We start from the raw sequence: 25,420 nt of genomic DNA on the forward strand, positions 1-25,420 counted from the left end.
GCCAAAGATGAATGTCGTGTGCAATGTAGATTAGGCAGTTTTTTCATCCAACTAGGCCGTTTTTTCCTAGTCATATTTTAATAGTGGAAATCATTGCCTGTTCTGCAATGAAACCAATTCAAAAACATATAAAATATCTATATTTTTCAATATGTTATAAATTTACATGAAATTTGATCTATTGGCCCGGAAATTGCTTCGATTTGAACGAACAAAAAGTTCGGTGGCTATACGCCGCCTCCTTACAGAATGAAAGGGTTCCTCCGATGGTTTCATTATCGGTAAACACAAACAGCGGAGCGATGATCGCTCTACAACAATTGTCGAAGACGAATATGGATCTTGCAGAGACACAGTCTCGGATTAACACCGGTTTGAAAGTTGCCGGCGCAAAGGACAATGGTGCAATCTTTGCCATTGCCCAAGGAATGCGTGCGGAAGTTTCTGGTCTTGGTGTTGCCCAGCAAAGTCTGGACCGCGTTCAGTCAACAACTGACGTGGCTCTTTCTGCAGGTGAAGCAATTTCTGACTTGTTGATTGATATGAAAGAGAAAGCGCTTTCTGCGACAGATTCAACTCTGACCACAGAACAGCGTGCAGCATATAATGAAGACTTCACAGCGCTTCGCGATCAGGTTGCTAAAATCGTAAGTAACGCCGAATTTAACGGTGCAAATCTTATTGATGGTTCAGTAACTGAAGTCGAGGCAATCGCAAACGCAGATGGGACTTCCTCTCTGACTGTTTCGGGTGAAGATCTTTCATTAAGTGGAACAATTGTGACGGTTACAACCACACAATCGTTCAACACTGTAACAACTGCCGCGACAGCGGTGGGTGCTGTTTCTGCTTCTATCCAGAACTTGAACGGTGCTTTGGCACGTTTGGGTACTGCAGCTAAATCCGTCGAAGTACATAATGTCTTCGTTGGAAAATTGGCTGATCAATTGGAAACAGGGATTGGTAATTTGGTTGATGCGGACCTCGCAAAAGAAAGTGCTGCTCTTCAGTCGTTGCAAACTAAGCAACAATTGGGTGTGCAAGCTCTATCTATTGCAAACCAGGCACCGCAGATCATTAATTCGCTCTTCCAAGGTTAGAAGGCGTCTCGGCATAGGGCGAAGCTATAGTTTCGCCCTAGCCGCCTCTTAATTTGGGGTGAATTCCGAATAAAGAGGTATCGTTCCGTTTGTTTCGTGTGCGCAAAAAGCGCGTCTGATGACGAATCCGCCACATTGAACCAGTGAAATGGTTCTAGGGCGGTTTTTTTGTGCCCGCGACAGACCTAGCAGGTTTTGCCGACGGGAAAGTATTGCCTAGTAAATACTCGGCAAATTTTATGCTAAATTCTTGTAAATCATAATTTTTCTGAATTCTATTAAGAGTTTTCCACGTGTTTATTGGTGGTTCTGGGATGTTTGTTAACTAAAACAAACTGGCACCGTCCTTGCGTAGTGAATGTCGGAAGCAAAACGCTTCTGTGAGCAAAAAGCTCAGTACATATCCAAGTAAGGAGACGTCAAAATGACGAGCGTAAACACAAACCACGGTGCAATGATTGCACTTCAGCAACTTAACAGCACAAACTCAGAATTAGCGACTACTCAATCTCGTATTAATACAGGGATGAAAGTTGCAAGCGCAAAAGACAACGGAGCGATCTTTGCTATTGCCCAGGGCATGCGCGCTGATGTGGCTTCATATGATGTGGTTCAGCAATCTCTAGATCGCGTTGGTTCAACAGTTGATACAGCTCTTGCAGCTGGTGAAGCAGTTGGCGACTTGCTGATCGAGATGAAAGAAAAAGCACTTGGTGCAAAAGACGAAACTCTCACAACAGAACAACGTGATGCTTATGACGAAGACTTCAAAGCGCTTCGTGATCAGATCACAACAATTGTAAGCAACGCAGAATTCAACGGCGCAAACATTCTTGAAAACGGTGCGGATGACATCACTGCGCTGGCCAATACAGATGGTTCAAGCACTCTTACAGTTGCTGCAGAAGACCTATCTTTGACAGGTACAACAATCACGCTGACACCAGGTTCTGACATTGACACAGTGACTAAAGCTGGAAACGTAATCACAGCTCTTGAAACATCAATTGACAATGTGAACGCTGCTTTGGCACGCTTGGGTACTGGTTCTACGGCTTTGGAAACACACTCAAAATTCGTAACAAAGCTATCTGATGCAATGGAAACAGGTATCGGTAACTTGGTTGATGCTGACCTCGCAAAAGAATCTGCAAAACTCCAATCATTACAAACTAAACAGCAGCTTGGTGTGCAAGCTCTGTCTATCGCGAACCAGGCTTCTGGCTTGGCGCTATCTTTCTTCCGATAGAAGTTTTTACAAAATTCGCACTCTGATTGGGTATTTGGTCAGAGTGCGTTGTCTAAGAAGCAAAATGCTTCAGGGAGCAAAATGCTCTTTAATAATCCAAGTAAGGAAACGTCAAAATGACGAGCGTAAATACAAACCACGGCGCAATGATCGCCCTTCAACAGCTTAACAACACTAATTCTGAGCTTTCAACTACACAATCTCGCATCAACACGGGTTTGGAAGTTGCAAGTGCAAAAGACAACGGTGCTGTTTTCGCAATTGCTCAAGGCATGCGCGCTGATGTGGCTTCATATGGTGTTGTTCAACAATCTCTAGATCGTGTTGGTTCAACAGTGGACACAGCTATCGCAGCTGGTGAAGCAGTTGGTGACCTGTTGATTGAAATGAAAGAAAAAGCACTTGGTGCTAAAGACGAAACTCTGACAACTGAGCAACGTGATGCTTATGACGAAGACTTCAAAGCGCTTCGTGACCAGGTTTCTACAATTGTCGACAACGCTGAATTCAACGGTGCAAACTTGTTGAGCAACGGTGCAGACGATATCACTGCTTTGGCAAACACTGACGGCTCAAGCACAATCACAGTTGCTGCTGAAGATCTATCTCTAACAGGTTCAACTATCACTTTGACACCTGCTTCAGACATCGACACTGTGACTAAAGCTGGAAACGTGATCACAGCTCTTGAAACATCAATTGACAATGTGAACGCTGCTTTGGCTCGTTTGGGTACTGGTTCTAAATCTCTAGAAACACACTCAAACTTCGTAACAAAGCTATCTGATGCAATGGAAACTGGTATCGGTAACTTGGTTGACGCTGACCTTGCTAAAGAATCTGCGAAGCTTCAGTCTCTACAAACTAAGCAACAGCTTGGTGTGCAGGCTCTATCTATCGCAAACCAATCTTCTGGTTTGGCTCTTTCTTTCTTCAGATAAGAAAGTTCCTAGATTTCTTGCTCTGGATTATGAGGGTGACCAGAGCAAGAATAGTCTTTTCAAAAAATTTAAGGGGAGGGTGAATGATTCATCCTCTCTTTTTTTTATGAAAAAATTAGGTGGATCTATCATCTGATCAAAATTGAACGAAAAAATCGAATTTTCATATACGAAATGTTAACTATAAATCTCAGCGACATAAATTAAAATTTTAATACATTGGCCTGCTGGCTAGGTAAAGATTGCCGAGCAAGGAAGTAGGCAAAATTTACCTATAGGCAAAAAGTGTAAAAACATTGAAAAAACGGTATTTATACTTTTTTTACGCTTAGACCAAAAAACATATAAAGATCAACAGGTTTTGCCGATTTGTTAACCTTAAATCCGGCATCGATCTTGCGACGTACTGTGTAGGCAAAACGCCTCCAGATTAAAATGATCTGGTTTTCATTAATATTTGCCCAAACGGCAAAACAGAAAAAAAGGTACGTCAAAATGACGAGCGTAAACACAAACCACGGTGCAATGGTTGCACTTCAGCAGTTGAACAACACTTCTTCTCAGCTTCAACAAACTCAATCCCGCATTAACACGGGTTTGGAAGTTGCAAGTGCAAAAGACAACGGTGCTGTATTCGCGATTGCTCAAGGCATGCGCGCTGATGTGGCTTCATATGAAGTTGTTCAGCAATCTCTAGACCGTGTTGGTTCAACAGTGGACACAGCTATCGCTGCTGGTGAAGCAGTTTCTGATCTTCTTGTTGAAATGAAAGAAAAAGCACTTGGTGCTAAAGATGAAACTCTGACAACTGAGCAGCGTGCTGCTTATGACGAAGACTTCAAAGCGCTTCGTGATCAGATTTCTACAATTGTCGACAACGCTGAATTCAACGGTGCAAACCTTCTTGAAAACGGTGCAGACGATATCACTGCTTTGGCAAACACTGACGGTTCAAGCACAATCACTGTTGCTTCTGAAGATCTATCTCTAACAGGTTCAACTATCACTTTGACACCTGCTTCAGACATCGACACTGTGACTAAAGCTGGAAACGTGATCACAGCTCTTGAAACATCAATTGACAATGTGAACGCTGCTTTGGCTCGTTTGGGTACTGGTTCTAAGTCTCTAGAAACACACTCAAACTTCGTAACAAAGCTATCTGATGCAATGGAAACTGGTATCGGTAACTTGGTTGACGCTGACCTTGCTAAAGAATCTGCGAAGCTTCAGTCTTTACAAACTAAGCAACAGCTTGGTGTACAGGCTCTATCTATCGCGAATTCTTCTTCAGGATTGGCTCTATCATTCTTTAGATAAGATCTTGGTCCTTCTCCTCGACCTATCAAATAGGTCGGGGAGGGTGATCAAAAAAATGAGCCTGCTTTTATTTAAAGCGGTAGGAGATGAAAATGGGAACGGAGTTAACACCGGTCCCGGCGACTTCATCAAAATTGGATGTAGTACGTCCGGATCGCGTATCATTAGATACACCACAAGATGATCAAAAAACGGTCAATCAAGCCATTGAAGCACGACGTAAGCAATTTGTTGAAGAAATTGCCCGTCAACATGGTCTTGAGAAGGGTAAACTAGTTATTGAGAAGGATTCTGAGACTGGGCGCTATGTGCATAGCCTTATTGATCCTGAAAGTGGCGAAGTTATCCGGCAATGGCCAGATGTTGATTGGTTGAAGTTTGCAAAAGAATCCAATGCGGGTTCGAGTGCAACTCAAGGGCTTTGGCTCGATCAAAAAATATAATTTCCATAAAATTTGAAAAAAACTTTGTAGTTTTTCTCGAATGCGAAGGAAGTATTAACGAAAACCGTTCAATTCTGCTCTTAACGAAAAACTCGGGACGACCCGGTAGACCACGTTTGGAGACAGATTATGGTAAACGGCGTAAACAATAACGCTCAGTCTCTTGCTGCGTTGCAAAACTTGAATGCAACAAACAAGAGTCTAGAAGAAACAACAGATCGCATTAGTTCAGGTCTGAAGGTAGCAGATGCAAAAGACAATGCTGCCATATTTTCTGTTGCGCAAAGTTTGCGTGGGGAACACGCTGCTTACGATGTTATCCAGGTAAGTCTGGATCGTTCCAAATCGGTAAGTGATGTTGCGATTGCTGCAGGTGAGACAGCGTCCGACATTCTTATTCAACTAAGAGATAAAGCACTATCTGCAACAAAAGATATTGATGCAAGTTCACGTGCTGCATTCCAAGAAGATTTCAACTCGCTTCTGGTCCAATTTGAAAAAATTGTTGGTTCAGCTGAGTTTGACGGAGTAAACCTTCTCGATAATTCAAATCCAGGGGGATTAGAATTTATTGCTGATGCCTCCGCTTCAACGACATTGAGATTGGACGCTGAAGACTTTTCTTTCGGCGGACCCAACATTATTATTGATCCGGCGACGCATGATTTAAGTGATCCGGTGAACGCGACAGCAGCTCTTGATGCGATTAAGTCGAGTATTACCAATGTGAATGGCGCTTTGGCGCGTTTAGGTGGATCTTCTCAGAAAATTGATAACCACGCGAATTTTGTCACGCGTCTGCAAGATGTGATTACTGAAGGCGTGGGTGAATTAGTGGATGCAGATCTGGGTAAAGAGAGTGCGATCCTCCAATCATTGCAAGTGAAGCAACAGCTTGGAGTTCAGGCTATGTCTATTGCAAATCAGGCACCTCAAGCAATTCTTTCACTATTTCAAAACTAATTTGAGCTTGAATGAGTTCAACAAATTCCACGGTTAGAGGTCTGGTCTTCCCTAATCGTGCTACTTAAGCCCGGGTCTTTTATAGGCTCGGGCTTTTTTCTTAATTGAAAAAGGTCATTAGCTTGACACTTTTCTCTGTTGAAATCGTCACATGAATTACAAAGAAGAATACCCTGAAGTAGAGATCTTGGATCCCGAAACGCCTGAAGAAGAAGCTAGGCGTTTGGCTGATGAAAAGCGCGCAAGGGGTGCGCTCGTAAAGCTATCTAAATATATAAAATATATACCATTTTCAAAGGATTTGGCCGCCGCATATTTTTGCGCTTTTGATCCTGAAACACCAGCAAAAGTGCGGGGCGTTTTGTTGGCAGCCTTGGCTTATTTTGTGGTGCCGACGGATATTGTTCCAGATTTTATTTTAGCTCTTGGCTTTTCTGATGACGCGACCGTTTTGGCGTTGGCAATGAGTTTTGTCAGCGGTCATGTCAATGATGATCATCGCAAGAAGGCTGAAGAATTTTTAAGGTAAGGTTTGAAGATAATTTTTGAAATATTTCTAAATATTCATGCTTGCTAACAATTTGTTACGAATTTTATCTGAATGTGATAAAGTATCAGTATAGTTTGGATTAAGCCCTATATTTGGATTTATTGGCAGATTTGAAATGCTGTTTTCTAAGATTGAAATTAATAACATAGAGCAGATGTGGAGATCATTGGATACCGATCACCCTTGGACAGGGTGGGCTGCTCGGTCAAATAATCCTGATGAGATTTGGATTTTTCGAAGTCAGGTGAATTGGCGCAGGTTTATCTTGCGCAAGACTCAATCCGCATATATTCTACAAGATGACACGCAAAATTGCGAAGAAGTATTCGAACAACTTGATACTTTGGCTAGCAAAGTAGGGGCAGTTCCAGCTCTGCCAAATTAGTTCTAAAGCACACACAGGCCGGAATTATTCCGGCCCATACGTATTTCAATAAATGCTTATTTGGGATTGCAGTAATAATATAGCTGCACTTGGGTGTCGTCGAAGTTTTCTGATGATGCTAGCAAGTCTGTGTCCCCTCTGTGTGGGGCTACATCTTTAACGAGAGCTAGAACTGATTCACCTTCGGGGCTTACAAAATCCACTCTCTCAGAATTCGCAATTGCTTTCATTGCGCGCCAGTCAGTGCTGAATACAAAATCAGTTCTGTTTTCTTTCGTGTTTCTTGCAAACATTCCCAACAGAGTCATTGCTTCACCATTTGATGTTCTTAGTGAGAATGAGGCGGCTTTTCCCGCTTTTGAATTCGACTGATTATGTAGGACGCCTGAAATAGCACCTGTATCTGTGTTGCAATTGAAAGCAAGTCCGTTGGTTTTGGAACTTGGCTTGCTAGCGTCGAGTAAAACCATATAGGGGGATTCAGGCCATAAAAGCTCGACTGCTTCCCATTTTGTGCTTGCGGAAATGTCTTTTTTAGCGGGCATGCTGCTTTTAGGATTAGTTTGCTCGGTTGCGACAAGCTCAGTGGTTTGTACGGCTGATGTATTGGTTGCGGGAGAGGAAGTGGTCCCACATGCTGTAGCAGCTAGTAGACCAGCGGACATCAATAGAGCTAGACGAAATTTCATATTTGCAGACCTTATTTAGAATTCCCTAGGAACAGATATAAGTGTGATTCTAAGAAATGATGTGGCGAAATTAGGCAGATTTCTGTTTTTGTGCAGTTGGTGACTGCAAAAGCACCAGTTAAATCAGAGGATAAGCGACTTTTCATCTTTGCTCTTCACTTCAGAAGTGAACCTGTTTGCCATTTTCGAAAAATTATATCTATCCTCAGGGAAATCATGGTGGAGTTTATTGTAGATGTGGCGTTTCTGCACTTGTCACATTTATGTAAGAAAACTATTCGGGTATCGGGGAAACTTACCGAAGAAGGTGACTGATGAGTAAGAGTAGTAAGGCAAAAAAATCTTCCAATAAGATTTGGGCCTTAGCACTACATGGTGGTGCAAGTACTGGTGCCTCCAAAAATGATAAACATGCCGAAAAGTTCATGGAGAACCTTCTTAAAGAAGGTGGAAAAATGCTTGGTGAAGGTGCGAGCGCGGTTGAGACTGTTAAAGCTATGGTCACTGAGTTGGAAGCTTGCGGATTGTATCTTGCGGGAAAAGGCGCTGCTCCAAATAAGAATGGTGAGTTTGAATTGGACGCCGCAATTATGGACGGCGAGTCTAGATTAGCTGGTTCTGTTGCCGGCTTAAAAGGTTTTAAGAGCCCGGTAAATGTTGCTAACTTGGTGATGCGCGAAACACCTCATGTAATGTTGGTGGGGGATGGTGCTATTGAATTTGCCGCAAAGCAAAAGTGTAAAAAGGTGAAAAATCCTGAGGATTATTACACGCCAGTTAAATATGACCTTTTTGATCTCGACGAACGAAAAATGACTGGGACTGTCGGTGCTGTAGCTTTGGATATTGAAGGGCAGTTAGCCGCTGCAACATCTACAGGTGGTGCGCCAGATAAATTAGCTGGGCGTGTCGGAGACTGTCCTATTATTGGTTCGGGCACTTGGGCAGATGAACGTGTAGCAGTTTCTTGTACAGGTATGGGCGAGTACTTCATTCGCGCCAACGCAGCCGCTGAAGTGTCTGCTCGTATTCATTATGAGCGCACAAGTCTTGATGTTGCAACGCGTGCCGTTATTGAAGATGTTGTGTACCTAGGTGGGCAGGGGGGATTAATCAGTATTGATAAACTTGGCCGAATCGCCATGCCGTTTGCATCCGGATCCATGTCGCGCGGTAGTATCCATTCCAATGGTGAACTCTTGGTGGCGACTATCTGATGAGGGGTTATTTTGGAATTGGTGCGGAAGGCATTTCCAAGCCTATGAATATGGGCGCTTTAATGCGCACTGCTCATGCCTTTGGGGCTAGTTTTTTTTATTCCGTAAATGCTGATCATCGCGTACGGAATACCAATTGGTCGGATACTTCCAAGTCTTATAAAAACATACCTTATTATAACTGGGATTCCATTGATGAAATGGAACTCCCAAAGGGGTGCCACTTGGTCGGCATTGAATTGACTGATGATGCTATTGAATTGCCTGAGTTTAAACACCCCCGTGCGGCGGCTTATGTTTTAGGTCCCGAAAAAGGGAGCCTTAGTCCGGCCATGGTTGAGAAGTGCAAACACGTTGTGAAAATACCGACCAAATTCTGTATTAATGTGTCACTTGCAGGCGCATTGGTGATGTATGATCGTGTGCTTAGCATGTCTGCATATGAAAACCGCCCGATAATGCCCGGTGGCCCCAAAAAAGATGCTCTGTCTAAATAATATCGTCAAATAAGACGTAAATCTCCTTGAATTTGGCGCCATTGGCTGAGTTTAATTGCTGTGTGACTATCTCAATCAAGTAATTCGGTCATTTCCAAGAAGTGTGGTGGCCAAATTACACGACGCGCTTTAAAGTTAATCTTAGGCGGGTGGATGGAGAGAATTATGCGGACTCAGGCATTAAATGGTCTTCGCTATGCAGCAATGGCTGCTACAATGTGTTTGGCAGCAGCATGTGGAGATCCAAATTCCACACCTTCAGAAAATGCTCAAAGTAATCGAGATGTTACTGAGGGACCTGAATTGGAAGTTCGGGCTGAAAAAGCAAAGCGCGCTTCTTCTGAAAAGTCAAAAGATTTCAAATTTGTACGATATTCGGCGAACACGCAGGGCGATGCGCCGATAGCTTGTTTGGAATTCTCTCATTCCCTGCAATCAAAAACAGATTATTCAGCATATGTGGAGCCTGTTGGAGATTTGTCTGTTGCGCTTGACGTTGATGGTTCGAGTCTTTGTGTTGGCGGGTTAAGTTTTGCAGCCTCAAGCGAGTTGATTCTGAAAGCAGGATTACCAGGGGCAGGTAAGGGACGTGAACTAGAGAAAGACGAAAAAATCACCATCGATTTTGGGGACCGTCCTAGCTATGTCGGATTTAAAGGCGACGGTGTTATCTTGCCTCGTATCGATGCCGATGGTTTGGCCATTGAATCTGTAAATGTTGAAACGCTCAAAGTGAATGTGTCACGCATCACTGATAGAGCTTTGGTTTTTAAGAATATTTCCAATGGATTCTCGGTAGGGCGCGGTGAGTATAGCTGGCAAGGAGGGCAGGATGATCCTTCTGATGTGTCTGAAAAGTTATGGACAGGTGAGTTAGATGTCGTCAGCAAAGGCAATGAGGCAGTAACGACAGTTTTCTCCTTGGCAAGTGCGGTGGAACGCCTACAACCTGGTGCTTACTATATTGAGATTGAAGAAGTTCCTGAGGGATCACTTGAAATTGGACGTCCTGCTAGAGCAGCGAGATGGTTGATTGTAACTGACTTGGCCTTAACGGCCTATCAGAGTGAGCAGGGCCTGCAGGTGACTGCACGTTCAATTGATTCAGCAAAAATTGCACGTGATGTTAGATTGGATCTTGTTGCACGTAGTAATGAAATACTGAAATCACAGAAAACAGATTTACTTGGACGCGTTGAATTTGCTGGCCCTCTTTTAAGAGGGAATGGCCCTCAACAGCCTCGTCTTGTGATGGCGTATGATCAAAATGGTGATTTCGCAGTTTTGGATCTTGATCGTGCGGCTGTAGATTTATCCAGATATCCTGTCAGTGGTCGAGCAGTTCAAGAAGGTATGGATGCGTTTATCTATACAGATCGTGGAATTTACCGCCCTGGAGAAATCGTTCGTATTAATGCTCTTGTTAGGGACCTGACGACCAAATCTGTTTCCGATGTGGACGGCTTTTTGCGGCTCTATGCGCCCAATGGTGTTGAAAGTGCTAATTGGCGTTTTGAAGGTGGGCTAGAAGCCGGTGCGTTGGAGCGGATGCATGAGTTGCCTAAGGCAGCAGCACGCGGAATGTGGCGTCTGGATTTAGATCTTGATGGCCAAGGCGTAGTAGGTAGTTCACGTATTTCTGTGGAAGATTTTGTTCCGCAACGCATTGAGTTGAAATTAGGTGCTGAGGATGAAAGTCCCATTGGCAAAGGGGAAGTACGTGCGGTAAATGCGGCGGTGCGCTTTTTATATGGTGCACCAGGTGCTGGTTTGAATGTTGAAGGCCGAACACGCGTTGAAATTGACTCTAAACCGTTCAAAGAGTTCATCGGGTATTCGTTTGGTAAACATGACGAGCAATTTCGACAACGTGAATTTGATTTAGACGATGTAACGGCGGATGGTGCCGGAAATGCCATCATGAGACTGGATATCAACAAAGAGACCATTTCCAGTAGTCAGCCTTTGCGTTTGCGTACGGTTATTAGCGCTATGGAACCGGGTGGTCGCGCCGTGCGAGATGATGTGAGGCTGCCATACCGGCCCAACGAAGTATATTTAGGTGTGAAACCTGAATTTGATGGGAGCGCCGCGCAAGATGAAGCCGCGCGTTTGAAAGTGGTCGCTATCCAAGCTGATGGAAAGCAAATATCAGGCAATGTTAATTGGAGCTTGGTGCGTATCGATTGGGATTATGATTGGTATCGCAGCGGTGGAGGAGCATGGAAGTGGCGTCGCACCCGTCACGTCATACCTGTTCAAGAGGGTAGCCTAGAGCTGTCTGATACTGACGAAAATGTATTAGTTACGCGAACTCTTGATTGGGGAGATTATGAGCTTGTTCTAACCGAAGAGGCATCCGGTGCAACTGCCAGTTACGGCTTTTGGGCTGGTTGGGGTGGAGGTCCACAAGAAGGTGTAGAAGCACCAGATCGCGTCCGTATTTCTGCGCCTGTGGATCCGGTCGAAATTGGCAAAAAAGCGAGCTACACAATTTTGCCTCCTTATGCTGGTGAAGCTGAAATCGTGGTTGCAAATGATACAATCATTGAAACTCGCACTCTGACCATTCCTGAAAAAGGAATGAAAGTAGACTTTAACGTCACAGAAGAGTGGGGGGCAGGTGCATACATTATGGTAAGTGTGTTTACACCTCGTGATCCTGTGGCGAGACCACGCCCGCGCCGAGCTGTCGGTGTGTCTTATGCGCCAGTCGATAAGCAATCTAAAACATTTGAGTTGGCTATTAATGTTGATGAGGTCATTAAGCCGCGTCAAACAGTGTCATTTGAACTTGAAACGTCTGGCGGTCCACGCGGGGAGAAGGTTTATGCCACTCTTGCAGCTGTAGACGAAGGTATTTTGCAGCTCACAAAATTTAACTCACCTGATCCAAAGGATCACTTTTATGCAAAGCGCCGATTGGGTGTGATGCTTAAAGATGACTATGGCAGACTGTTGGACCCTAATCAGGGGGCAGCTGCCGAAGTACGGTCCGGTGGTGACCAGATTGGCGGGGCAGGTTTGACTGTGGTGCCAACAAAATCAGTTGCGCTTTACTCCGGCATTGTGCCGATGGGGCGTGATGGAAAAGCTGAAATTGAATTGGATATTCCTGATTTTAACGGCGAATTGCGTTTGATGGCAGTTGTTTGGTCAGAGAGTGGATTAGGTTCAGCAAGCGATGCGTTAACTGTACGCGATGATGTCCCTGCCGAAGTCATTCTGCCGCGTTTCCTTGCGCCGGGTGATATCGCAATTGCTACTGTTACAATGGATAATGTGGCTTCGACGCCTGGAAATTATGATGTTGTGCTTGGCAGTGCAGAGGGCATTCAGGTGAATGACCCCATCTTAACTGCAATGTTAAAACAAGGGGAACGAGCAGATATTGCAGCTCCTCTTTCTGCTTCAGCTGAAGGTGTTTCCAGCATCAACATGACATTGACTGGACCGAATAATTTTCAGGTAGATCGCGAATATGGAATTGAAGTTCGTTCTCCGTATTTACCAGTAAACCGCGTTGAAAAAATTATGCTGGAGCCAGGCGAAAGCTGGACATCTCCTGTCAATGTATTTGATGGCTTAGTGAGTGGATCGTCCAGCTTGGTTGTATCAGCTTCTGCACTGCCAATGGATGCAACCGCGCTATATAAAAGCCTGAGTGAATATCCGTATGGATGTACAGAGCAAACTGTGAGCCGAGCATTGCCATTGCTCTATGCTGAGAATTTAGCTGGCATTGCTGGTCTGGAACCAGATGGACAGATTAATGCAAAGGTTCAGGAAGCTATTTCTACGCTTCTGAATAGGCAAAGTGCGGACGGATCAATCGGGCTTTGGCGTATGGGAGATGGGTATGCTTCACCGTGGGTTGGTGCATATGCGGTTGACTTTCTGGCACGCGCAAAAGCTTCTGGATATGTTGTTCCCAACGCGGCTTTAGAGAGAGCCTACGCTTCACTTGCAAAAGTGGCAGCCGATCAAAATAGATGGGGATCCGGTTATAATTATGAGGTTTATACATCTCGTTGGCATAATGATACGCATGATCGCTTGAACCACAGAGCTTCTGCATATGCAGCTTATGTTTTGGCAAGAGGCGGAAAGATTGAAGCTTCTCGTCTGCGGTATTTGCATGATGAAATGCTTGAGAAGATTGAAAGCCCACTGGCAAAAGCGCAGATAGGTGCATCCTTGTATTTTGTCGGTGATAATGCGCGTGCAAGTTCTGCTTTTGATGCGGCAATAGAGGGATTGGGATATAACAATTCCGGCGACTATTATCAAACACCACGTCGTGACCGTGCAGGCGTGTTGGCGCTTGCTGCTGAAACACAAGATACAGAATTGGTTGAAGAATTGACCGATGACGTTGTTGAACAATTGCCCGATCCAAATCGTCTGACTACGCAAGAAAAAGCATTTTTGTTGATGGCTGCAAATGGTCTTTCCAATGGTGCAACAAGTGTTGATCTTGGTGCTGAAGGAAAAGTTGTCCAAATTGCTGAAAGACGTTCTTTCTATGCTGATGAGACATCCTATCAATCAGGGGATGGTGAGACCATTGTCCCGAGTTTCGTTAATAATGGAAACGGCCCGATATGGCTGACAACTATAGCGAAAGGCGCGCCTGAAAACGCGCCTCCTGCAGTGAGAAGTGGATTGAGAGTTTCCAAATCGATTTATGATTTGGATGGGCGAAGTGCTGAACTTAACAATGTGCAACGCGGTGATCAATTTGTTGTTGCTCTAAGTGTTAAGCCGAGTGCACCGACAACTCACCCAATCATTGTGGCGGACCTGTTACCTGCTGGATGGGAGATACAAGCGGTTCTAACGCCATCAACATATGAAGCTTATGATTTTGTAGGTGACCTTAGTTATGCCGACATTACGGAGGCTCGTGACGATCGTTTCCTTGCATCCCTGACAGTACGTGAAGGCGAACGCGCTAATTTTGCTTATATTGTTCGCGCGGTGACGCCCGGAAATTTTGCAATTCCTGGCGCGGTTGCTGAAGACATGTATCGGGCTGATATCTTTGGGCGTTCAGCTGCAGGCAGGGTGCAGATAACTGCGGAGTAGATGTTGAGAGTTATCAACAAAACTGGATTGGGATGGTTGTGGCCAAAAGCATTTTATTTTGCTTTGGCGGCGATCATCTTGCTTGCTGCGCTTGATTTGGTTTTTCCGCCACCATTGGCCAAAGCAAACCAAATATCTCAAGTGGTGTTGGACCGAAACGATGTTCCTCTGAGGGCCTTTTCATTGAAGGATGGGCGCTGGCGATTGAAGGCGGACTTGGACACCATCGATCCGGATTTCATTGAGGCGCTTTTGGCTTATGAGGACGAACGTTTTTACCAACATATTGGTGTGGATTTCCAAGCGATAATTCGTGCAAGCTTGAGTATGATGAAAGCCGGGCGCGTCGTTTCGGGTGGTTCCACCATCTCAATGCAAACAGCAAGGTTACTTGAACCAAAACAGCGAACTTTTACAGCTAAACTTCAACAAGCAATTCGCGCTGTTCAGCTTGAATTGCGCATGTCGAAAAAAGAAATTCTAGAGTTATATCTAACGCTTGCTCCTTATGGCGGAAATGTTGAGGGGGTGAGGTCTGCAAGTTGGGCGTACTTGGGAAGAGAGCCTGTAAATCTAACACCAGATGAAATTGCTCTATTGATTGCATTGCCTCAATCACCGGAGGCTCGTCGTCCCGACCTTAAACCTCAGCAAGCCAAAATAGCTCGAAAGCGTGTTTTGGACCGTTTGGTTGCTAAGAATGTCATTCAAGCTGAAATAGCTGCTGAAGCAGCAACTGCGTCGGTACCGCATCGCCGGAATTTTCCAGCATTTGCATGGCAAGCATCGGAGGAAGCAAGGCGTCGTGCACCGTATATGCAAGCTGATATAAAAATGCACTTGGATTTCCGACTGCAGGCAAGATTGGAAGCATTAGCGAAAACTGCGGTCAATGAGATGGATGATCAGGCTCAAATTTCGGTTATGGTTGTTGATCTCAAGACGCAATATGTTTTGGCATCTATTGGGTCTGCTAGTCGTGATCGCGCGGGCGGCTGGCTTGATCTTACAAATCGATATCGTTCGCCAGGTTCAACTTTGAAACCATTTATATATGGAATGGCTTTTGATGAAGGATTTGCAGCTCCGGCTACCCAAATATCGGATTTGCCAAAGCGGTTTAAATCATATCAACCAGAAAACTTTGATCGTTCATTTCGAGGAGATGTGACAGTTGCTCAGGCATTGCAACATTCTTTAAATGTACCGGCAGTTCATGCATTGGATGCAATTGGCCCTTCAAGGTTTGCGTCTAGTTTAGCGTTTGCAGGGGCTTCACCACGCTTACCCAAACGTGCGGAAAATGATGCTGGTTTAGCTCTAGCTCTTGGCGGTGTTGGTCTTACAGTTCGTGACCTCGCCTTACTGTATACAGCTTTGGGAAATGAAGGGGCTGCTCGACCTTTGAGTTGGATAAAAGGTGAGGGGCTTACGAAAAGAGATGATGAAATCGTTCAGTTTTTATCACCTCAAAATACTCAAAAAATCATAGAGATTTTAAAGTCTGCGCCAACCCCAGAGGGGCGTATGCCCGCAAATTTGACCAAAAGCGCGCCTCAAATTGCGTATAAAACCGGCACTTCTTACGGTTATAGAGATGCTTGGGCTGCAGGTGTATCAAATGGACTAGCAATTGTGGTGTGGGTGGGGAGAGCTGATGGTGCGCCTCGGGCAGGTGCTACAGGTAGAGAGGTTGCTCTGCCTGTTTTGTTTGATGTGTTTGATACGGCGATCATCGCTCTACGAAGGAATGAGTATGGTGTTCACAAAGGTGAAGAGCCATGGACAGGTGCTGCTCCGTTTACATTGAGTCGTTTTGAACATGAGGAAAGACCTCCAGAAATTTTGTTTCCACCAAATGAGAGCGAACTTTGGCAGGATAGAGAAGGGCGCGGTTTTGCTCTGTCTGCCAGAGGACAGGGCGATTTAGTTTGGTATGTGCAGGGAGAAAAATTAGAGGACGCGAAACATGGTGATCCCGTATGGGTTCCTCAAAATGAAGGTTTCTACGAATTGAAGGTTGTTGATTCTAGAGGAGTGAGTAGCCGTTCATCAGTTCGAATCACCAGAACTGCTCTTCGTTAGATATCACCCCTCATGTTCGCTTTTTGCGGTTGCAGCAATGGGTTTGTTGCGATGCGTCAGGGTTGTTGAGAAGGCATAATTTTTCTTTAGAAGCACCTATTTGAAGCGCGTTTAAAATTATTGAACGTCATCGATAGAATGACATTTTTGCGAAAAGGTAATTGTAAATGTTGTTTTTATCCGTGGTGAAGGAATTTTTTTCGGTTTCCCAAACGGATGTTTGTCTGTGAAAAGTATGTATCCAGCTGATTGATGTTGGGGTTTTCGTTCAATGAAGTGGCCGGAAGCAGTGAAAATATACCTTCTACCTTAGCTTGAAATGATTTTTTCGAAAAAATATTTGGCAGTCATAAAGAGCACCAAGCTGAAGTCTATGATAGTTGCATTTATCGATGTGAAGAGATGCAAATCATAACATCAGGAAAAAATCATTGCTCTTAAGTGGTGTAATTTTTGAATTTTTCTTGATTAAATTGCATATTAACTATGGCTAGTTTCATCAGAGAACAGATTGTTTTTGAAAGAAAAATTAACAATTGAATTTATGCTAGAAAAATTGAAATTTATGGATTTTTTAACTTTGTTTCAAAAAAAAATCAGTTATTGATTTGAAATGTAATGATTTATTTGCTACTATAAATATAACTTAAGAGCTTGGGTTACTTTGATCGGACGTTAAAATATAGGGAAAAATCTTCGTTATTTGTCAGTTTGTAAATATATTCTGTATTCAACGGTTGATTTCTTAATAATATTCTGTATTTACTGTCCGCGAAATTTGGAAGTATTCAAAACTATTGATGTGCTTCCTGATTACAGCTTTGATAGTTAACTGAATTTTTTTAATTTTAGTTTTCTGTTTAAACTGTTCGTTAAAGTTTTAATATATTCTGGCAGTCAGAAATCAGATTGATTTAGTTAGAATATTTAGTTTCGTCCAGATATGCCTGCGTCCCCCCCAACCCAGCTGGCATTTCGGACTTACGGTAACACCGTCTCTCTTCGGAGGGGCGGTGTTATTGTTTTCTGACCTGTTTTTTCTTGTTTTAATCCACACTATTTTTGGAGTACTAAACATAGGTCTAGGCTGAATCGTAACTCTTTTATGCTATATCCCGCGCATGCTAACAGAATTAGATCATATCGTATTAGTTTGCGGCGATATCGACGCTGCAACTTATAATTACTCAAAATTGATTGGACGAAGCCCTGATTGGACCTCGAAAAACGAAGAAGATGGAACATCCATTTCTTTGTTTAAGATTGGTGGAACGGCATTGGAATTATTGGCTCCATCAGGGAAGGGGGTGGTTGGCGACAAATTGCGTCAAATGGTGTCTCGGGATGGAGAAGGACTCACCAGTTTAGCTTTTGCCTGCAAAGATATTGAAAAGACACGAAAGCAATTTGTGCGACGCGGAATAAATCCCTCCGAAATTGGTGTTGGAGCTAGTTTGGACGATAAAACGGGAAAGCGAAGAAGCTGGAGAAGAATGCGTCTGGATACAGACCTAACATTCGGAGTGCGCCAGTTTGTTCTTGAGCTTGATGAAGGAAGTGAAATAACTTCACAAGCATCTCATGATGACTGTGTTTCTCAGCTAGATCATGTTGTGATTAATTCTCCCGCTCCTGAAAGGGCTGCTTCCTTGTATGGAGCTAAACTAGGTGGAGAATTGCGGTTAGATTTGGTTCGCGAAGATTTGGCATCACGGTTTCAATTTTATCGGATTGGGCGCGCATCAATCGAGATTGTTAGTCGTTTGGGTGAGGAAGATAAGACTGCAGATGATGCACTCTGGGGTGTGAGTTGGCGTGTGAAAAACATTGAGGGGGCGCACCAGCGACTTAAAGACAATGGTTTTCAGTTGACGGATATTCGCCCTGGACGAAAAAAAGATTCAAAAGTCTTCACTGTTCTGGATAGAACGTGCAATACACCAACATTGTTTATAGAGAGAACCTAGAATAAGGTTGCTCAAAATGTAGAATTTAGACCGGCTGAGGCAATTTATGACCCCATTTACGACTCTGCGTGGCGCGGCTGCTCCCTTGAAAACAGGTGATGCGCTTTTGGCCAACGTTGACACGGATATGATCATTCCCAAACAGTTCTTGAAAACTGTGACACGGGAAGGACTAAAAGTGGGGCTCTTCCATGAAATGAAGACAAATTCCGATGGCACTCCAAATAAAGAATTTGTTCTGAATAAACCAGCATATGAAAATGCTTCAATTTTGATCGCCGGAGACAATTTTGGTTGTGGGTCATCAAGAGAGCATGCGCCTTGGGCAATTCTTGATCAGGGAATTCGCTGTGTCATTGCACCTTCCTTTGCAGACATCTTTTTTAATAACTGTTTTAAGAATGGCATTTTGCCGATCGCATTGCCTCAAGAAATTTGCGATAAACTTGCGGAGCAAGCGGGCGGTGGAAACCATGTATTTACGGTAGACCTGCCAAATCAGAAAGTTACGGCACCAGACGGAAATGAATATGCATTTGATATTGATCAGGGGCGTAAAGAAAATCTGGTAGCTGGTTTGGATGAAATTGGTGAATCCATGACACATAGCGTTGAAATAGAAGCCTATGAAAACAAACGACAGATAATGACGCCGTGGTTAGAGCGAGCTTAACATGTTGTTGCTGGAAGGGTGGTTGAGGCTGCCTCCAAATGCACTGAGTGAAAACAAAGAATTGTTCGTCGAGTTTGTAAAAGCTTGTAATACCGAGCAAGGCTGTTTGGAGTTTTCGTTTTCAATAGATGTGGCAAATCCCGATGTTTTGAATTTGCGGGAGCGTTTTGTCGATGAGGCTGCCTTTGAACAGCATCAACAGGCAAAACACACTATAGAGTTCAAAGAGAAGCTTTACGCTTTGGGGGGGGTTGAGCGGGATGTTCGATTTTATAGAAATGTCGAACCTGTTCAAAGGTAGTCGTGGTGACAGATGAAGTTGTTTTGATCGGCACGTTCCGACTACCGTTTGAGAATAGAGCTAAAGCAAAAGCTGCGATGGTTGATATGGTTGTGGCTAGTAGGGCGGAAGCGGATTGCCTTGAGTATAGTTATGCCTTCGATTTAGAAGATAATAATCTTGTGCGTGTGTGTGAACGTTGGCAAAATCATCAAGCTTTTGACCAACATAGGTCTTCCACTCATTTGAAGGTTTGGCGAGATAATTGGCCCGCTTTAGAAATCTCAGATCCCAAGCTATTTATCTACAGTTCCAAGCGCACTGCATTGTAAAAGGTTTATGCAGTTGAAATATTCAGTTTGCCGATTTGCCAAAAGGTAGATTTTGCTTATATGAAGCTTCAAAATTACAATTACTGAAAGAATTTTCCATGACGCAGACATTTCTTCTTTTACCTGGTGACGGTATCGGCCCTGAAGTGACGGCTGAAGCGCGTCGTGTTTTGGATGTAGTTGCGCCGGACCTTGAATTCTCTGAAGCGTTGTTTGGTGGTGCATCCTATGATGAACATGGCACACCGCTTACCGATGAGGTTTTACAGCAGGCACGTGATTCTGATGCTATTTTGATGGGGGCTGTAGGAGGCCCAAAATGGGCTGGATCTGAGCGTCATTTGCGGCCTGAAATGGGCTTACTGCGTCTTCGCAAAGAGTTGGATGTGTATGCCAACTTACGTCCGGCTTTTTGCTTTCCAGCATTGGCGGATGCCTCAAGTCTGAAACGTGAATTCGTTGAAGGTTTGGATATCATGATCGTCCGTGAACTGACATCTGGTGTGTATTTTGGTGAACCGCGTGGTATTGACGATTTGGGCAATGGCGAGCGCAAAGGTTATGACAATGCATGTTATACAAGCTCTGAAGTGCGCCGTGTTGCTCGCGTTGCATTTGAAATTGCCAAAGGCCGTAAAGGTAAAGGCGGCGCGTATCCGGGTGTTACATCAACTGAAAAATCAAATGTGATGGAGTCGGGAGTATTGTGGCGTGAAGAGGTGATAAAGCTTCACCAAGAAGAATTCGCGGATGAACCACTAGATCACATTCTAGCTGATGCGATGGCAATGCAACTTGTCAAAAAACCCAAAGACGTGAACGTGATTTTAGCTGACAACCTATTTGGAGATATTCTCTCTGATGAAGCGTCTCAATTAACTGGCTCTATTGGTATGTTGCCTTCGGCTGCACTGGGTGAACCGGGTACTCCCGGGCTGTATGAGCCAGTGCATGGTTCAGCACCGGATATTGCAGGGCGTGGGCTGGCGAATCCGTGTGCAGCTATTTTGTCTGCAGAGATGGCATTGCGTTGGTCATTAGATCGCGCTGATGCCGCTGATCGCATATGGAATGCTGTTGGAAAAGCGCTGGAAGATGGCGCGCGTACTGCAGACCTTGGTGGATCGATGTCTACCTCTCAAATGGGCGATGCAGTTATTTCAGCGCTTTAGGGGATAAGTTAAAGCGCTAGTCTGAATGTACTGATCTGACTAGCGCTTCTATTGATTAGAATAACGGCCTGCTTATTCCGAGATGTAGATGTCTTTGCGGTATGTCTTTCCGGCAGCTAGAAAGCATAACCCAGCAATAGCGAACAATCCGGTCGTGATGGCGCAAGCTAGCTGCATTCCATACCCTTTGGCTTCGCGACAGGCAGTTAACCCAGCTTCACCAAGAGACTGATCTCTTAGACTACAAGACGCTGTAATTTGTTCGGCTAATCCAGCCGAGTTGATGTAATTGCTTGTAAACGTATCAGCTAGGAGCCCAACTAATGGAGGGCCCAGACCATACCCAATCAAATTGACTATGAACAACAGAACAGCGACTGAAGTTGCCCGAGATCTCGTACTCACGACTGCTTGTGCAATGTTATATTGCGCTCCGAGGTAAAAATACTGGAGTATCGCGGCGCACATAAACGCTACTAGCATGAGTGAATGCTGTTTCATAAAGAATGCGATTGCAAACAAAGGAAAACACAATAAGAACGCGATGCCTGGCACCCACGTTGCGGCAGTTTCAGACTTCAATGACGCTTTTTGTGTGAGGAAGCCTCCCAAAAATGCTCCGAAAGTTCCAGCTAATCCAACTGGAGCCATAAACATGATTGCGGTTTCTCCGGCACTGTATCCATGTACATATTGGATAAACAAAGGAGAGAATCCAACGAGACCATAGCCAGCGAATGCTGCGAGAGTTGCTCCCGCTGCCATAATCCAAAAAGTTGGCTTACTAAAAATTTCGTTGAGTGCCTCTGTTAATCCAGTTTTTTCTTCTTTTTGGGTTGAAGGAGGATCGGAATATCCTCGTGGTGGTTCTTTGATTGTGAAAAGAACAATTAGACCAATAATTATGCCGGGAGCACCAACATAAATAAAGGCTTCACGCCAAGTGAAGTTTTGAATAATCCAACCGCCACCCAATTGAGCTATCACCCCTCCGGCAGTCACACCCATTGCGTATATTCCAAGGGCAGTGGGGCGCGCCTGCGGTACATAGTAATCACTGATGAGTGAATTTGCTGGTGGCGTACATCCAGCTTCGCCAATACCCACAAGAAGACGTGCGAGAAGTAGAGTTGCAAAACCGACCGCGAACCCGCACAAAACAGTGGCTATAGACCACAGTATGACGCAAATTCCGATAATGCGAACTCTGTTATATCGCTCAGAAAAGCTAGCAAGGGGAATCCCAAGAAGCGTATAAAACAGAGCGAACCCAATTCCTGATAATATACCGAATTCGAAATTGCTAAGGCCGAACTCCGCGATAATGGGGCCACCCATGACGCTGATGAGAATACGGTCGATAAAATTAAGCGTGTAAACGATTGTCAAAGACCATAAAACGAATGATCTATAACCAAAGCTACCAAAACTCGTACCGGTATTAGTCACAGCACTTGCGGTGCTTGTGTTCATTTGCTCCTCCCAAGGGTTTGCGTCTCTTTGTACGCTTGTTCAAAAACAGCTTAACAAGAGAATTAGAAGCGACAAGGTGCTGGAGGATTAAAATTTAAGCTGATTAGACTAATTCGATCAGTGTTACCTAGCGACCAATTTGGAATCTTTAGACACAGTTGAGTGGTTGTTTATTGAGATTTTATTGTAAATTTAGTCAATAAAAAAACTGAAAAGGTGTTATTGTAAGTTTTATAAAAAGTTATTTAATTACAATTGTCTGTTGTTGTTGTTGAGCACTTTATTTCTAAAAAAGCCTTGCATGGCAACGTTCATAATGCGTTTAAATGTCGGACATTCCGAATGACTGGGTGCTGTGCAATTGACTGCATGAATTAGACCATCACGCATTGCTGTAAGTTTTTTTATTTTCTTATCTAGTTCGTCCGCTTTTTCTTTCAAAACGCGTTTGTCAATTTTTGTTTGACCGTCCGATGTGAACATTTTTGCGATTTCTTCTAGAGTGAAACCGGCAGCTTGTCCCATCGAAATAAGAGCCAGGCGTTCATAAATCTCAGGGTCGAAAAGGCGTTTCAACCCGTGCCTGCCAATGGAGTGTATAAGACCAAGTTCTTCATAATATCGCAATGTAGAAGACGCGATTCCGGTGTTGCGAGAGACTTGTGAAATATTCTGATCTTGCATACTTGACCTCAAGTGGGCTTGAAGTTGTACGGTATTTGAATACTGAAGTCCTTTCAATACTCAGGAGCGATAAAATGAGTTTAGAAAACACTGAAATTCCAGATATGAAATCCATTTGGAATGGAAAAGGTGGCCAGGTTTGGGTGGAAAACCAAAAACTATTGGACGGAATGTTTAAGCCATTTGAGGATTGCCTCGTTAAGGCTGTCTTGGATAGCGGAAAGGTGAATATTCTCGACATCGGATGTGGAGCGGGAGCTACGAGTTTAGCAACATCGTGGGTGCTGGGTGAAACTGGGAAAGTAACGGGCGTAGACGTCTCAAAAGCTCTGATTCAAGCTGCAAAAGAAAGAACGACTATTGGGGAAAGCTCTACTCAGTTTATTTGTTCTGATGCTCAAAGTTACAGATTTGAAGAAGCCGTTTATGATATGGTCATTTCTCGTTTTGGCGTCATGTTTTTCGATGACCCTGTTGCGGCGTTTAAGAATTTTCATAGCGCAGCGACTACCGATGCTCAGCTTCATGTGTACGCATGGCGTAGTCCCACTGAAAATCCATTTATGACGGCGGCGCAAAAGGCCGCGGCTCCATATATGCAAGGCCTCCCCAAACCAGAACCCAATGCACCTGGGCAATTTGGGTTTGCTAATGCCGATTACGTTCGGGAAATTCTCACAAAAGCTGGCTGGAAAGGTGTGGAAATCGAACCAATTGATCTGGAATGTTCATTAGCGGCTCGAGAGTTGGAAAAATACAATACCAATTTGGGTGTGCTTGGAATGATTTATGATCAATTGGACAATGAAACACGCGAAGAGGTTAGATCAAAAGTCCAATCGGCATTTCAGTCTTTTGTAAAAGGTGATCGCGCGGAGTTTGTAGCTGCTTGTTGGAAAATTACTGCTTGTGCAAACTAGAGAGTGGGGCTTCTAATTGTTAGACAATGCGAGCATTTTATCCACAAATTCTTGAGTAGGAATGTTTCGGGCATCTCTCCATGCGAAAACTGAATTGCTGTTGAGTATTTCTCCGTTGGGAGACTGCACTATAACCGCTGGAAGCCCTTCAAGTTTGCTAAATCCCAGTGCTGTATGGATTGCCTGATTACGTTCATATTTGCCAACATCAATTTGAACAGTTTCAAATTTTGGATTTAGCAATTCCTCTACTTGATTGTGCTCCAATGTTGCTGACAATAAACGCGCATCCGGACACCAGTTTCCACCCAACATGATAAGAAGTGGAACATTGCGAGATACAGCATTTTGGCGAGCATTTTCTAGCTTTGCGGAAGCATCTTCAGTTTCGTTGAATGGTGTATCTTTTGCGGTAATAACAACGCTTGAAAGTGACATGATGTTTCTATTTCCGCCAAGTTTGAATGATGTCAGCGACTTCTTCTCTGACAATTAATATAGCTTCATTGCGCGTCAAGGCATCCACTTGCATCAGATTTTCATAGTCTGTTTTGTTCTTTCGAACATAGACCCTCATACACATGGCAATTGCGGTTTTTAGATCAATGTCTCTGTATTGTTCGCTTTGAAGGCCGTCAGAAATGATTTTTGCATCTTCTTCAGGGCAATTTGGATAATAGCGAGACAAGTGCTTTGAGATTGATTTTTGAGTGTGTGGCATGACTTCTCAGACAATGAATATAAGAGGGGCGTTTTTATGCCAAATTGATCAATCTTGCCAGTGGTTTTTAGGTGGAATTAGGGCTGAAAAAGTGAGCGTACCTTATACTGGTACGCTCGCAAACGCTACTTTTTAGCAATGCACTCAACTTCGACACGGGCATTAAATGCTAGACCAGCAGCTTGAAAGGCAGTTCTAGCCGGATAGGTGCCGTTAAAGTGTTTTTTGTATTCTTCGTTAAAGGCAGGCCAGTCTTTCATATCAGCGAGTATAGCTGTGCATTTCACAAGATTACTTGTGGTAAGACCTGCTTTTGCTAGATTTTCTTTGATGTTCTCCATCGTTTGGCGGGTCTCGGGTGTGATGCCACCTTCGATCAATCCTTTGCCGTGGACAATTCCCAGCATGCCAGAAAGGAAAACCCAACCATCTGCTTCCGTGAAATATGATAAAGGGAAGTCTTGTTCTTTCAATACGGCGGAAGTTTCAAAATGTATGTTGGCGGCAGGGTCTGATGGCGGCGCAGTGGTTTGGCATGCGGCTAAACTCAGTGCGATGCAGGAGGCCAGAAGAATGTGTTTCATTGATTGTCCCGTTGTATCGATTAAATGGTATATCCTATTTGCTTCGAGCGTGAATGGGTAGAGCTTTTTTGTCAAACACTGGAAAAG

The 25,420-nt window shown here is 44.1% G+C and carries 24 protein-coding genes; 18 read left to right on the top strand and 6 right to left on the bottom strand.

Annotated elements, in window-relative coordinates; all coding sequences use genetic code 11:
- Window positions 1–266 precede the first annotated feature (266 nt).
- The 8 genes from F551_RS0101625 (at window position 267) to F551_RS0101660 (ending at window position 6,951) form a co-directional block, all read left to right on the top strand.
- On the top strand, window positions 267–1,100 hold the full coding sequence (locus F551_RS0101625; RefSeq protein WP_018995729.1) for a flagellin: 834 nt from the start codon (window positions 267–269) through the stop codon (window positions 1,098–1,100).
- A gap of 424 nt (window positions 1,101–1,524) precedes the next feature.
- Window positions 1,525–2,349 carry a flagellin gene (locus F551_RS0101630; protein WP_018995730.1) on the top strand — a complete coding sequence of 275 codons (825 nt, stop codon included), beginning with the start codon at window positions 1,525–1,527 and terminating at the stop codon, window positions 2,347–2,349.
- 116 nt (window positions 2,350–2,465) lie between these two features.
- Complete coding sequence (locus F551_RS0101635; protein ID WP_018995731.1) at window positions 2,466–3,290, top strand: flagellin; 825 nt, start codon at window positions 2,466–2,468, stop codon at window positions 3,288–3,290.
- 495 nt (window positions 3,291–3,785) lie between these two features.
- Entirely contained in the window at window positions 3,786–4,610 is an 825-nt protein-coding gene (locus tag F551_RS0101640) for a flagellin (protein WP_026296592.1), read from the top strand.
- A 92-nt stretch (window positions 4,611–4,702) separates the two neighbouring features.
- Window positions 4,703–5,053 (top strand): flagellar protein FlaG, encoded by a 351-nt coding sequence (locus tag F551_RS0101645; RefSeq protein ID WP_155825714.1) that lies wholly within the window; start codon window positions 4,703–4,705, stop codon window positions 5,051–5,053.
- Between the two features lie 129 nt (window positions 5,054–5,182).
- Window positions 5,183–6,016, top strand: coding sequence for a flagellin (locus tag F551_RS0101650; protein ID WP_018995734.1), 834 nt, complete (start codon window positions 5,183–5,185; stop codon window positions 6,014–6,016).
- A gap of 151 nt (window positions 6,017–6,167) precedes the next feature.
- Entirely contained in the window at window positions 6,168–6,545 is a 378-nt protein-coding gene (locus F551_RS0101655; RefSeq protein WP_018995735.1) for a YkvA family protein, read from the top strand.
- A gap of 136 nt (window positions 6,546–6,681) precedes the next feature.
- Window positions 6,682–6,951, top strand: coding sequence for a hypothetical protein (locus F551_RS0101660; protein WP_018995736.1), 270 nt, complete (start codon window positions 6,682–6,684; stop codon window positions 6,949–6,951).
- A 56-nt stretch (window positions 6,952–7,007) separates the two neighbouring features.
- Here the strand turns inward: F551_RS0101660 and F551_RS0101665 are convergent, their stop codons facing one another.
- Window positions 7,008–7,640 carry a hypothetical protein gene (locus tag F551_RS0101665; protein WP_018995737.1) on the bottom strand — a complete coding sequence of 211 codons (633 nt, stop codon included), beginning with the start codon at window positions 7,638–7,640 and terminating at the stop codon, window positions 7,008–7,010.
- 314 nt (window positions 7,641–7,954) lie between these two features.
- Between F551_RS0101665 and F551_RS0101675 the strand changes: the two genes are divergently transcribed.
- The 9 genes from F551_RS0101675 (at window position 7,955) to leuB (ending at window position 20,951) form a co-directional block, all read left to right on the top strand.
- Entirely contained in the window at window positions 7,955–8,857 is a 903-nt protein-coding gene (locus F551_RS0101675; protein ID WP_018995739.1) for an isoaspartyl peptidase/L-asparaginase family protein, read from the top strand.
- Window positions 8,857–9,354 carry an RNA methyltransferase gene (locus tag F551_RS0101680; RefSeq protein ID WP_018995740.1) on the top strand — a complete coding sequence of 166 codons (498 nt, stop codon included), beginning with the start codon at window positions 8,857–8,859 and terminating at the stop codon, window positions 9,352–9,354. The genes F551_RS0101675 and F551_RS0101680 overlap by 1 nt, the downstream gene beginning before the upstream one ends.
- 165 nt (window positions 9,355–9,519) lie before the next feature.
- Window positions 9,520–14,442: an alpha-2-macroglobulin family protein gene (locus F551_RS0101685; protein WP_018995741.1), complete on the top strand. Its 4,923-nt coding sequence runs from the start codon at window positions 9,520–9,522 to the stop codon at window positions 14,440–14,442.
- Complete coding sequence (pbpC, locus tag F551_RS0101690; RefSeq protein ID WP_018995742.1) at window positions 14,443–16,527, top strand: penicillin-binding protein 1C; 2,085 nt, start codon at window positions 14,443–14,445, stop codon at window positions 16,525–16,527.
- A gap of 1,121 nt (window positions 16,528–17,648) precedes the next feature.
- Window positions 17,649–18,494: a VOC family protein gene (locus F551_RS0101700; protein ID WP_018995744.1), complete on the top strand. Its 846-nt coding sequence runs from the start codon at window positions 17,649–17,651 to the stop codon at window positions 18,492–18,494.
- A 46-nt stretch (window positions 18,495–18,540) separates the two neighbouring features.
- On the top strand, window positions 18,541–19,167 hold the full coding sequence (leuD, locus tag F551_RS0101705) for a 3-isopropylmalate dehydratase small subunit (protein ID WP_018995745.1): 627 nt from the start codon (window positions 18,541–18,543) through the stop codon (window positions 19,165–19,167).
- A gap of 1 nt (window position 19,168) precedes the next feature.
- Window positions 19,169–19,468 carry a putative quinol monooxygenase gene (locus F551_RS0101710; RefSeq protein WP_018995746.1) on the top strand — a complete coding sequence of 100 codons (300 nt, stop codon included), beginning with the start codon at window positions 19,169–19,171 and terminating at the stop codon, window positions 19,466–19,468.
- Between the two features lie 5 nt (window positions 19,469–19,473).
- Window positions 19,474–19,779, top strand: a complete 306-nt coding sequence (locus F551_RS0101715; RefSeq protein WP_233355186.1) for a putative quinol monooxygenase — start codon at window positions 19,474–19,476, stop codon at window positions 19,777–19,779.
- Window positions 19,780–19,877: 98 nt separating this feature from the next.
- Window positions 19,878–20,951, top strand: coding sequence for a 3-isopropylmalate dehydrogenase (gene leuB, locus F551_RS0101720; protein WP_026296593.1), 1,074 nt, complete (start codon window positions 19,878–19,880; stop codon window positions 20,949–20,951).
- 72 nt (window positions 20,952–21,023) lie between these two features.
- On the opposite strand, the gene F551_RS0101725 is transcribed toward leuB, so the two are convergent.
- Both F551_RS0101725 and F551_RS0101730 read right to left on the bottom strand, forming a co-directional pair.
- Complete coding sequence (locus F551_RS0101725; RefSeq protein ID WP_018995749.1) at window positions 21,024–22,424, bottom strand: spinster family MFS transporter; 1,401 nt, start codon at window positions 22,422–22,424, stop codon at window positions 21,024–21,026.
- Window positions 22,425–22,673: 249 nt separating this feature from the next.
- Window positions 22,674–23,108: a helix-turn-helix domain-containing protein gene (locus tag F551_RS0101730; RefSeq protein ID WP_018995750.1), complete on the bottom strand. Its 435-nt coding sequence runs from the start codon at window positions 23,106–23,108 to the stop codon at window positions 22,674–22,676.
- A gap of 74 nt (window positions 23,109–23,182) precedes the next feature.
- Here F551_RS0101730 and F551_RS0101735 point away from each other — a divergent pair, with 74 nt between their 5' ends.
- Window positions 23,183–24,028, top strand: coding sequence for a class I SAM-dependent methyltransferase (locus F551_RS0101735; protein ID WP_018995751.1), 846 nt, complete (start codon window positions 23,183–23,185; stop codon window positions 24,026–24,028).
- Between the two features lie 12 nt (window positions 24,029–24,040).
- Here the strand turns inward: F551_RS0101735 and F551_RS0101740 are convergent, their stop codons facing one another.
- From F551_RS0101740 to F551_RS0101755, 3 genes are all read right to left on the bottom strand, one after another.
- Window positions 24,041–24,466 (bottom strand): thioredoxin family protein, encoded by a 426-nt coding sequence (locus F551_RS0101740; protein WP_018995752.1) that lies wholly within the window; start codon window positions 24,464–24,466, stop codon window positions 24,041–24,043.
- Window positions 24,467–24,473: 7 nt separating this feature from the next.
- Window positions 24,474–24,749, bottom strand: coding sequence for a DUF2293 domain-containing protein (locus F551_RS0101745; RefSeq protein ID WP_018995753.1), 276 nt, complete (start codon window positions 24,747–24,749; stop codon window positions 24,474–24,476).
- 125 nt (window positions 24,750–24,874) lie between these two features.
- A complete protein-coding gene (locus F551_RS0101755; RefSeq protein WP_018995754.1) occupies window positions 24,875–25,333 on the bottom strand; it encodes a RidA family protein in 459 nt (152 codons plus the stop codon).
- Window positions 25,334–25,420: the final 87 nt, after the last annotated feature.

It is taken from the genome of Hirschia maritima DSM 19733 (assembly GCF_000378345.1).
Lineage (GTDB): Bacteria > Pseudomonadota > Alphaproteobacteria > Caulobacterales > Hyphomonadaceae > Hirschia > Hirschia maritima.

Bases quoted from the DNA above. Each gene is read 5' to 3' on its own strand.
- F551_RS0101630 (WP_018995730.1), top strand. From the start codon at position 1,525: ATGACGAGCGTAAACACAAACCACGGTGCAATGATTGCACTTCAGCAA.
- F551_RS0101675 (WP_018995739.1), top strand. From the start codon at position 7,955: ATGAGTAAGAGTAGTAAGGCAAAAAAATCTTCCAATAAGATTTGGGCC.
- F551_RS0101625 (WP_018995729.1), top strand. From the start codon at position 267: ATGGTTTCATTATCGGTAAACACAAACAGCGGAGCGATGATCGCTCTA.
- F551_RS0101650 (WP_018995734.1), top strand. From the start codon at position 5,183: ATGGTAAACGGCGTAAACAATAACGCTCAGTCTCTTGCTGCGTTGCAA.
- F551_RS0101640 (WP_026296592.1), top strand. From the start codon at position 3,786: ATGACGAGCGTAAACACAAACCACGGTGCAATGGTTGCACTTCAGCAG.
- F551_RS0101660 (WP_018995736.1), top strand. From the start codon at position 6,682: ATGCTGTTTTCTAAGATTGAAATTAATAACATAGAGCAGATGTGGAGA.
- F551_RS0101755 (WP_018995754.1), bottom strand. From the start codon at position 25,333: ATGAAACACATTCTTCTGGCCTCCTGCATCGCACTGAGTTTAGCCGCA.
- F551_RS0101645 (WP_155825714.1), top strand. From the start codon at position 4,703: ATGGGAACGGAGTTAACACCGGTCCCGGCGACTTCATCAAAATTGGAT.
- F551_RS0101710 (WP_018995746.1), top strand. From the start codon at position 19,169: ATGTTGTTGCTGGAAGGGTGGTTGAGGCTGCCTCCAAATGCACTGAGT.
- F551_RS0101655 (WP_018995735.1), top strand. From the start codon at position 6,168: ATGAATTACAAAGAAGAATACCCTGAAGTAGAGATCTTGGATCCCGAA.
- F551_RS0101680 (WP_018995740.1), top strand. From the start codon at position 8,857: ATGAGGGGTTATTTTGGAATTGGTGCGGAAGGCATTTCCAAGCCTATG.
- F551_RS0101700 (WP_018995744.1), top strand. From the start codon at position 17,649: ATGCTAACAGAATTAGATCATATCGTATTAGTTTGCGGCGATATCGAC.
- F551_RS0101730 (WP_018995750.1), bottom strand. From the start codon at position 23,108: ATGCAAGATCAGAATATTTCACAAGTCTCTCGCAACACCGGAATCGCG.
- F551_RS0101685 (WP_018995741.1), top strand. From the start codon at position 9,520: ATGCGGACTCAGGCATTAAATGGTCTTCGCTATGCAGCAATGGCTGCT.
- pbpC (WP_018995742.1), top strand. From the start codon at position 14,443: ATGTTGAGAGTTATCAACAAAACTGGATTGGGATGGTTGTGGCCAAAA.
- leuB (WP_026296593.1), top strand. From the start codon at position 19,878: ATGACGCAGACATTTCTTCTTTTACCTGGTGACGGTATCGGCCCTGAA.
- F551_RS0101740 (WP_018995752.1), bottom strand. From the start codon at position 24,466: ATGTCACTTTCAAGCGTTGTTATTACCGCAAAAGATACACCATTCAAC.
- F551_RS0101735 (WP_018995751.1), top strand. From the start codon at position 23,183: ATGAGTTTAGAAAACACTGAAATTCCAGATATGAAATCCATTTGGAAT.
- leuD (WP_018995745.1), top strand. From the start codon at position 18,541: ATGACCCCATTTACGACTCTGCGTGGCGCGGCTGCTCCCTTGAAAACA.
- F551_RS0101725 (WP_018995749.1), bottom strand. From the start codon at position 22,424: ATGAACACAAGCACCGCAAGTGCTGTGACTAATACCGGTACGAGTTTT.
- F551_RS0101745 (WP_018995753.1), bottom strand. From the start codon at position 24,749: ATGCCACACACTCAAAAATCAATCTCAAAGCACTTGTCTCGCTATTAT.
- F551_RS0101665 (WP_018995737.1), bottom strand. From the start codon at position 7,640: ATGAAATTTCGTCTAGCTCTATTGATGTCCGCTGGTCTACTAGCTGCT.
- F551_RS0101635 (WP_018995731.1), top strand. From the start codon at position 2,466: ATGACGAGCGTAAATACAAACCACGGCGCAATGATCGCCCTTCAACAG.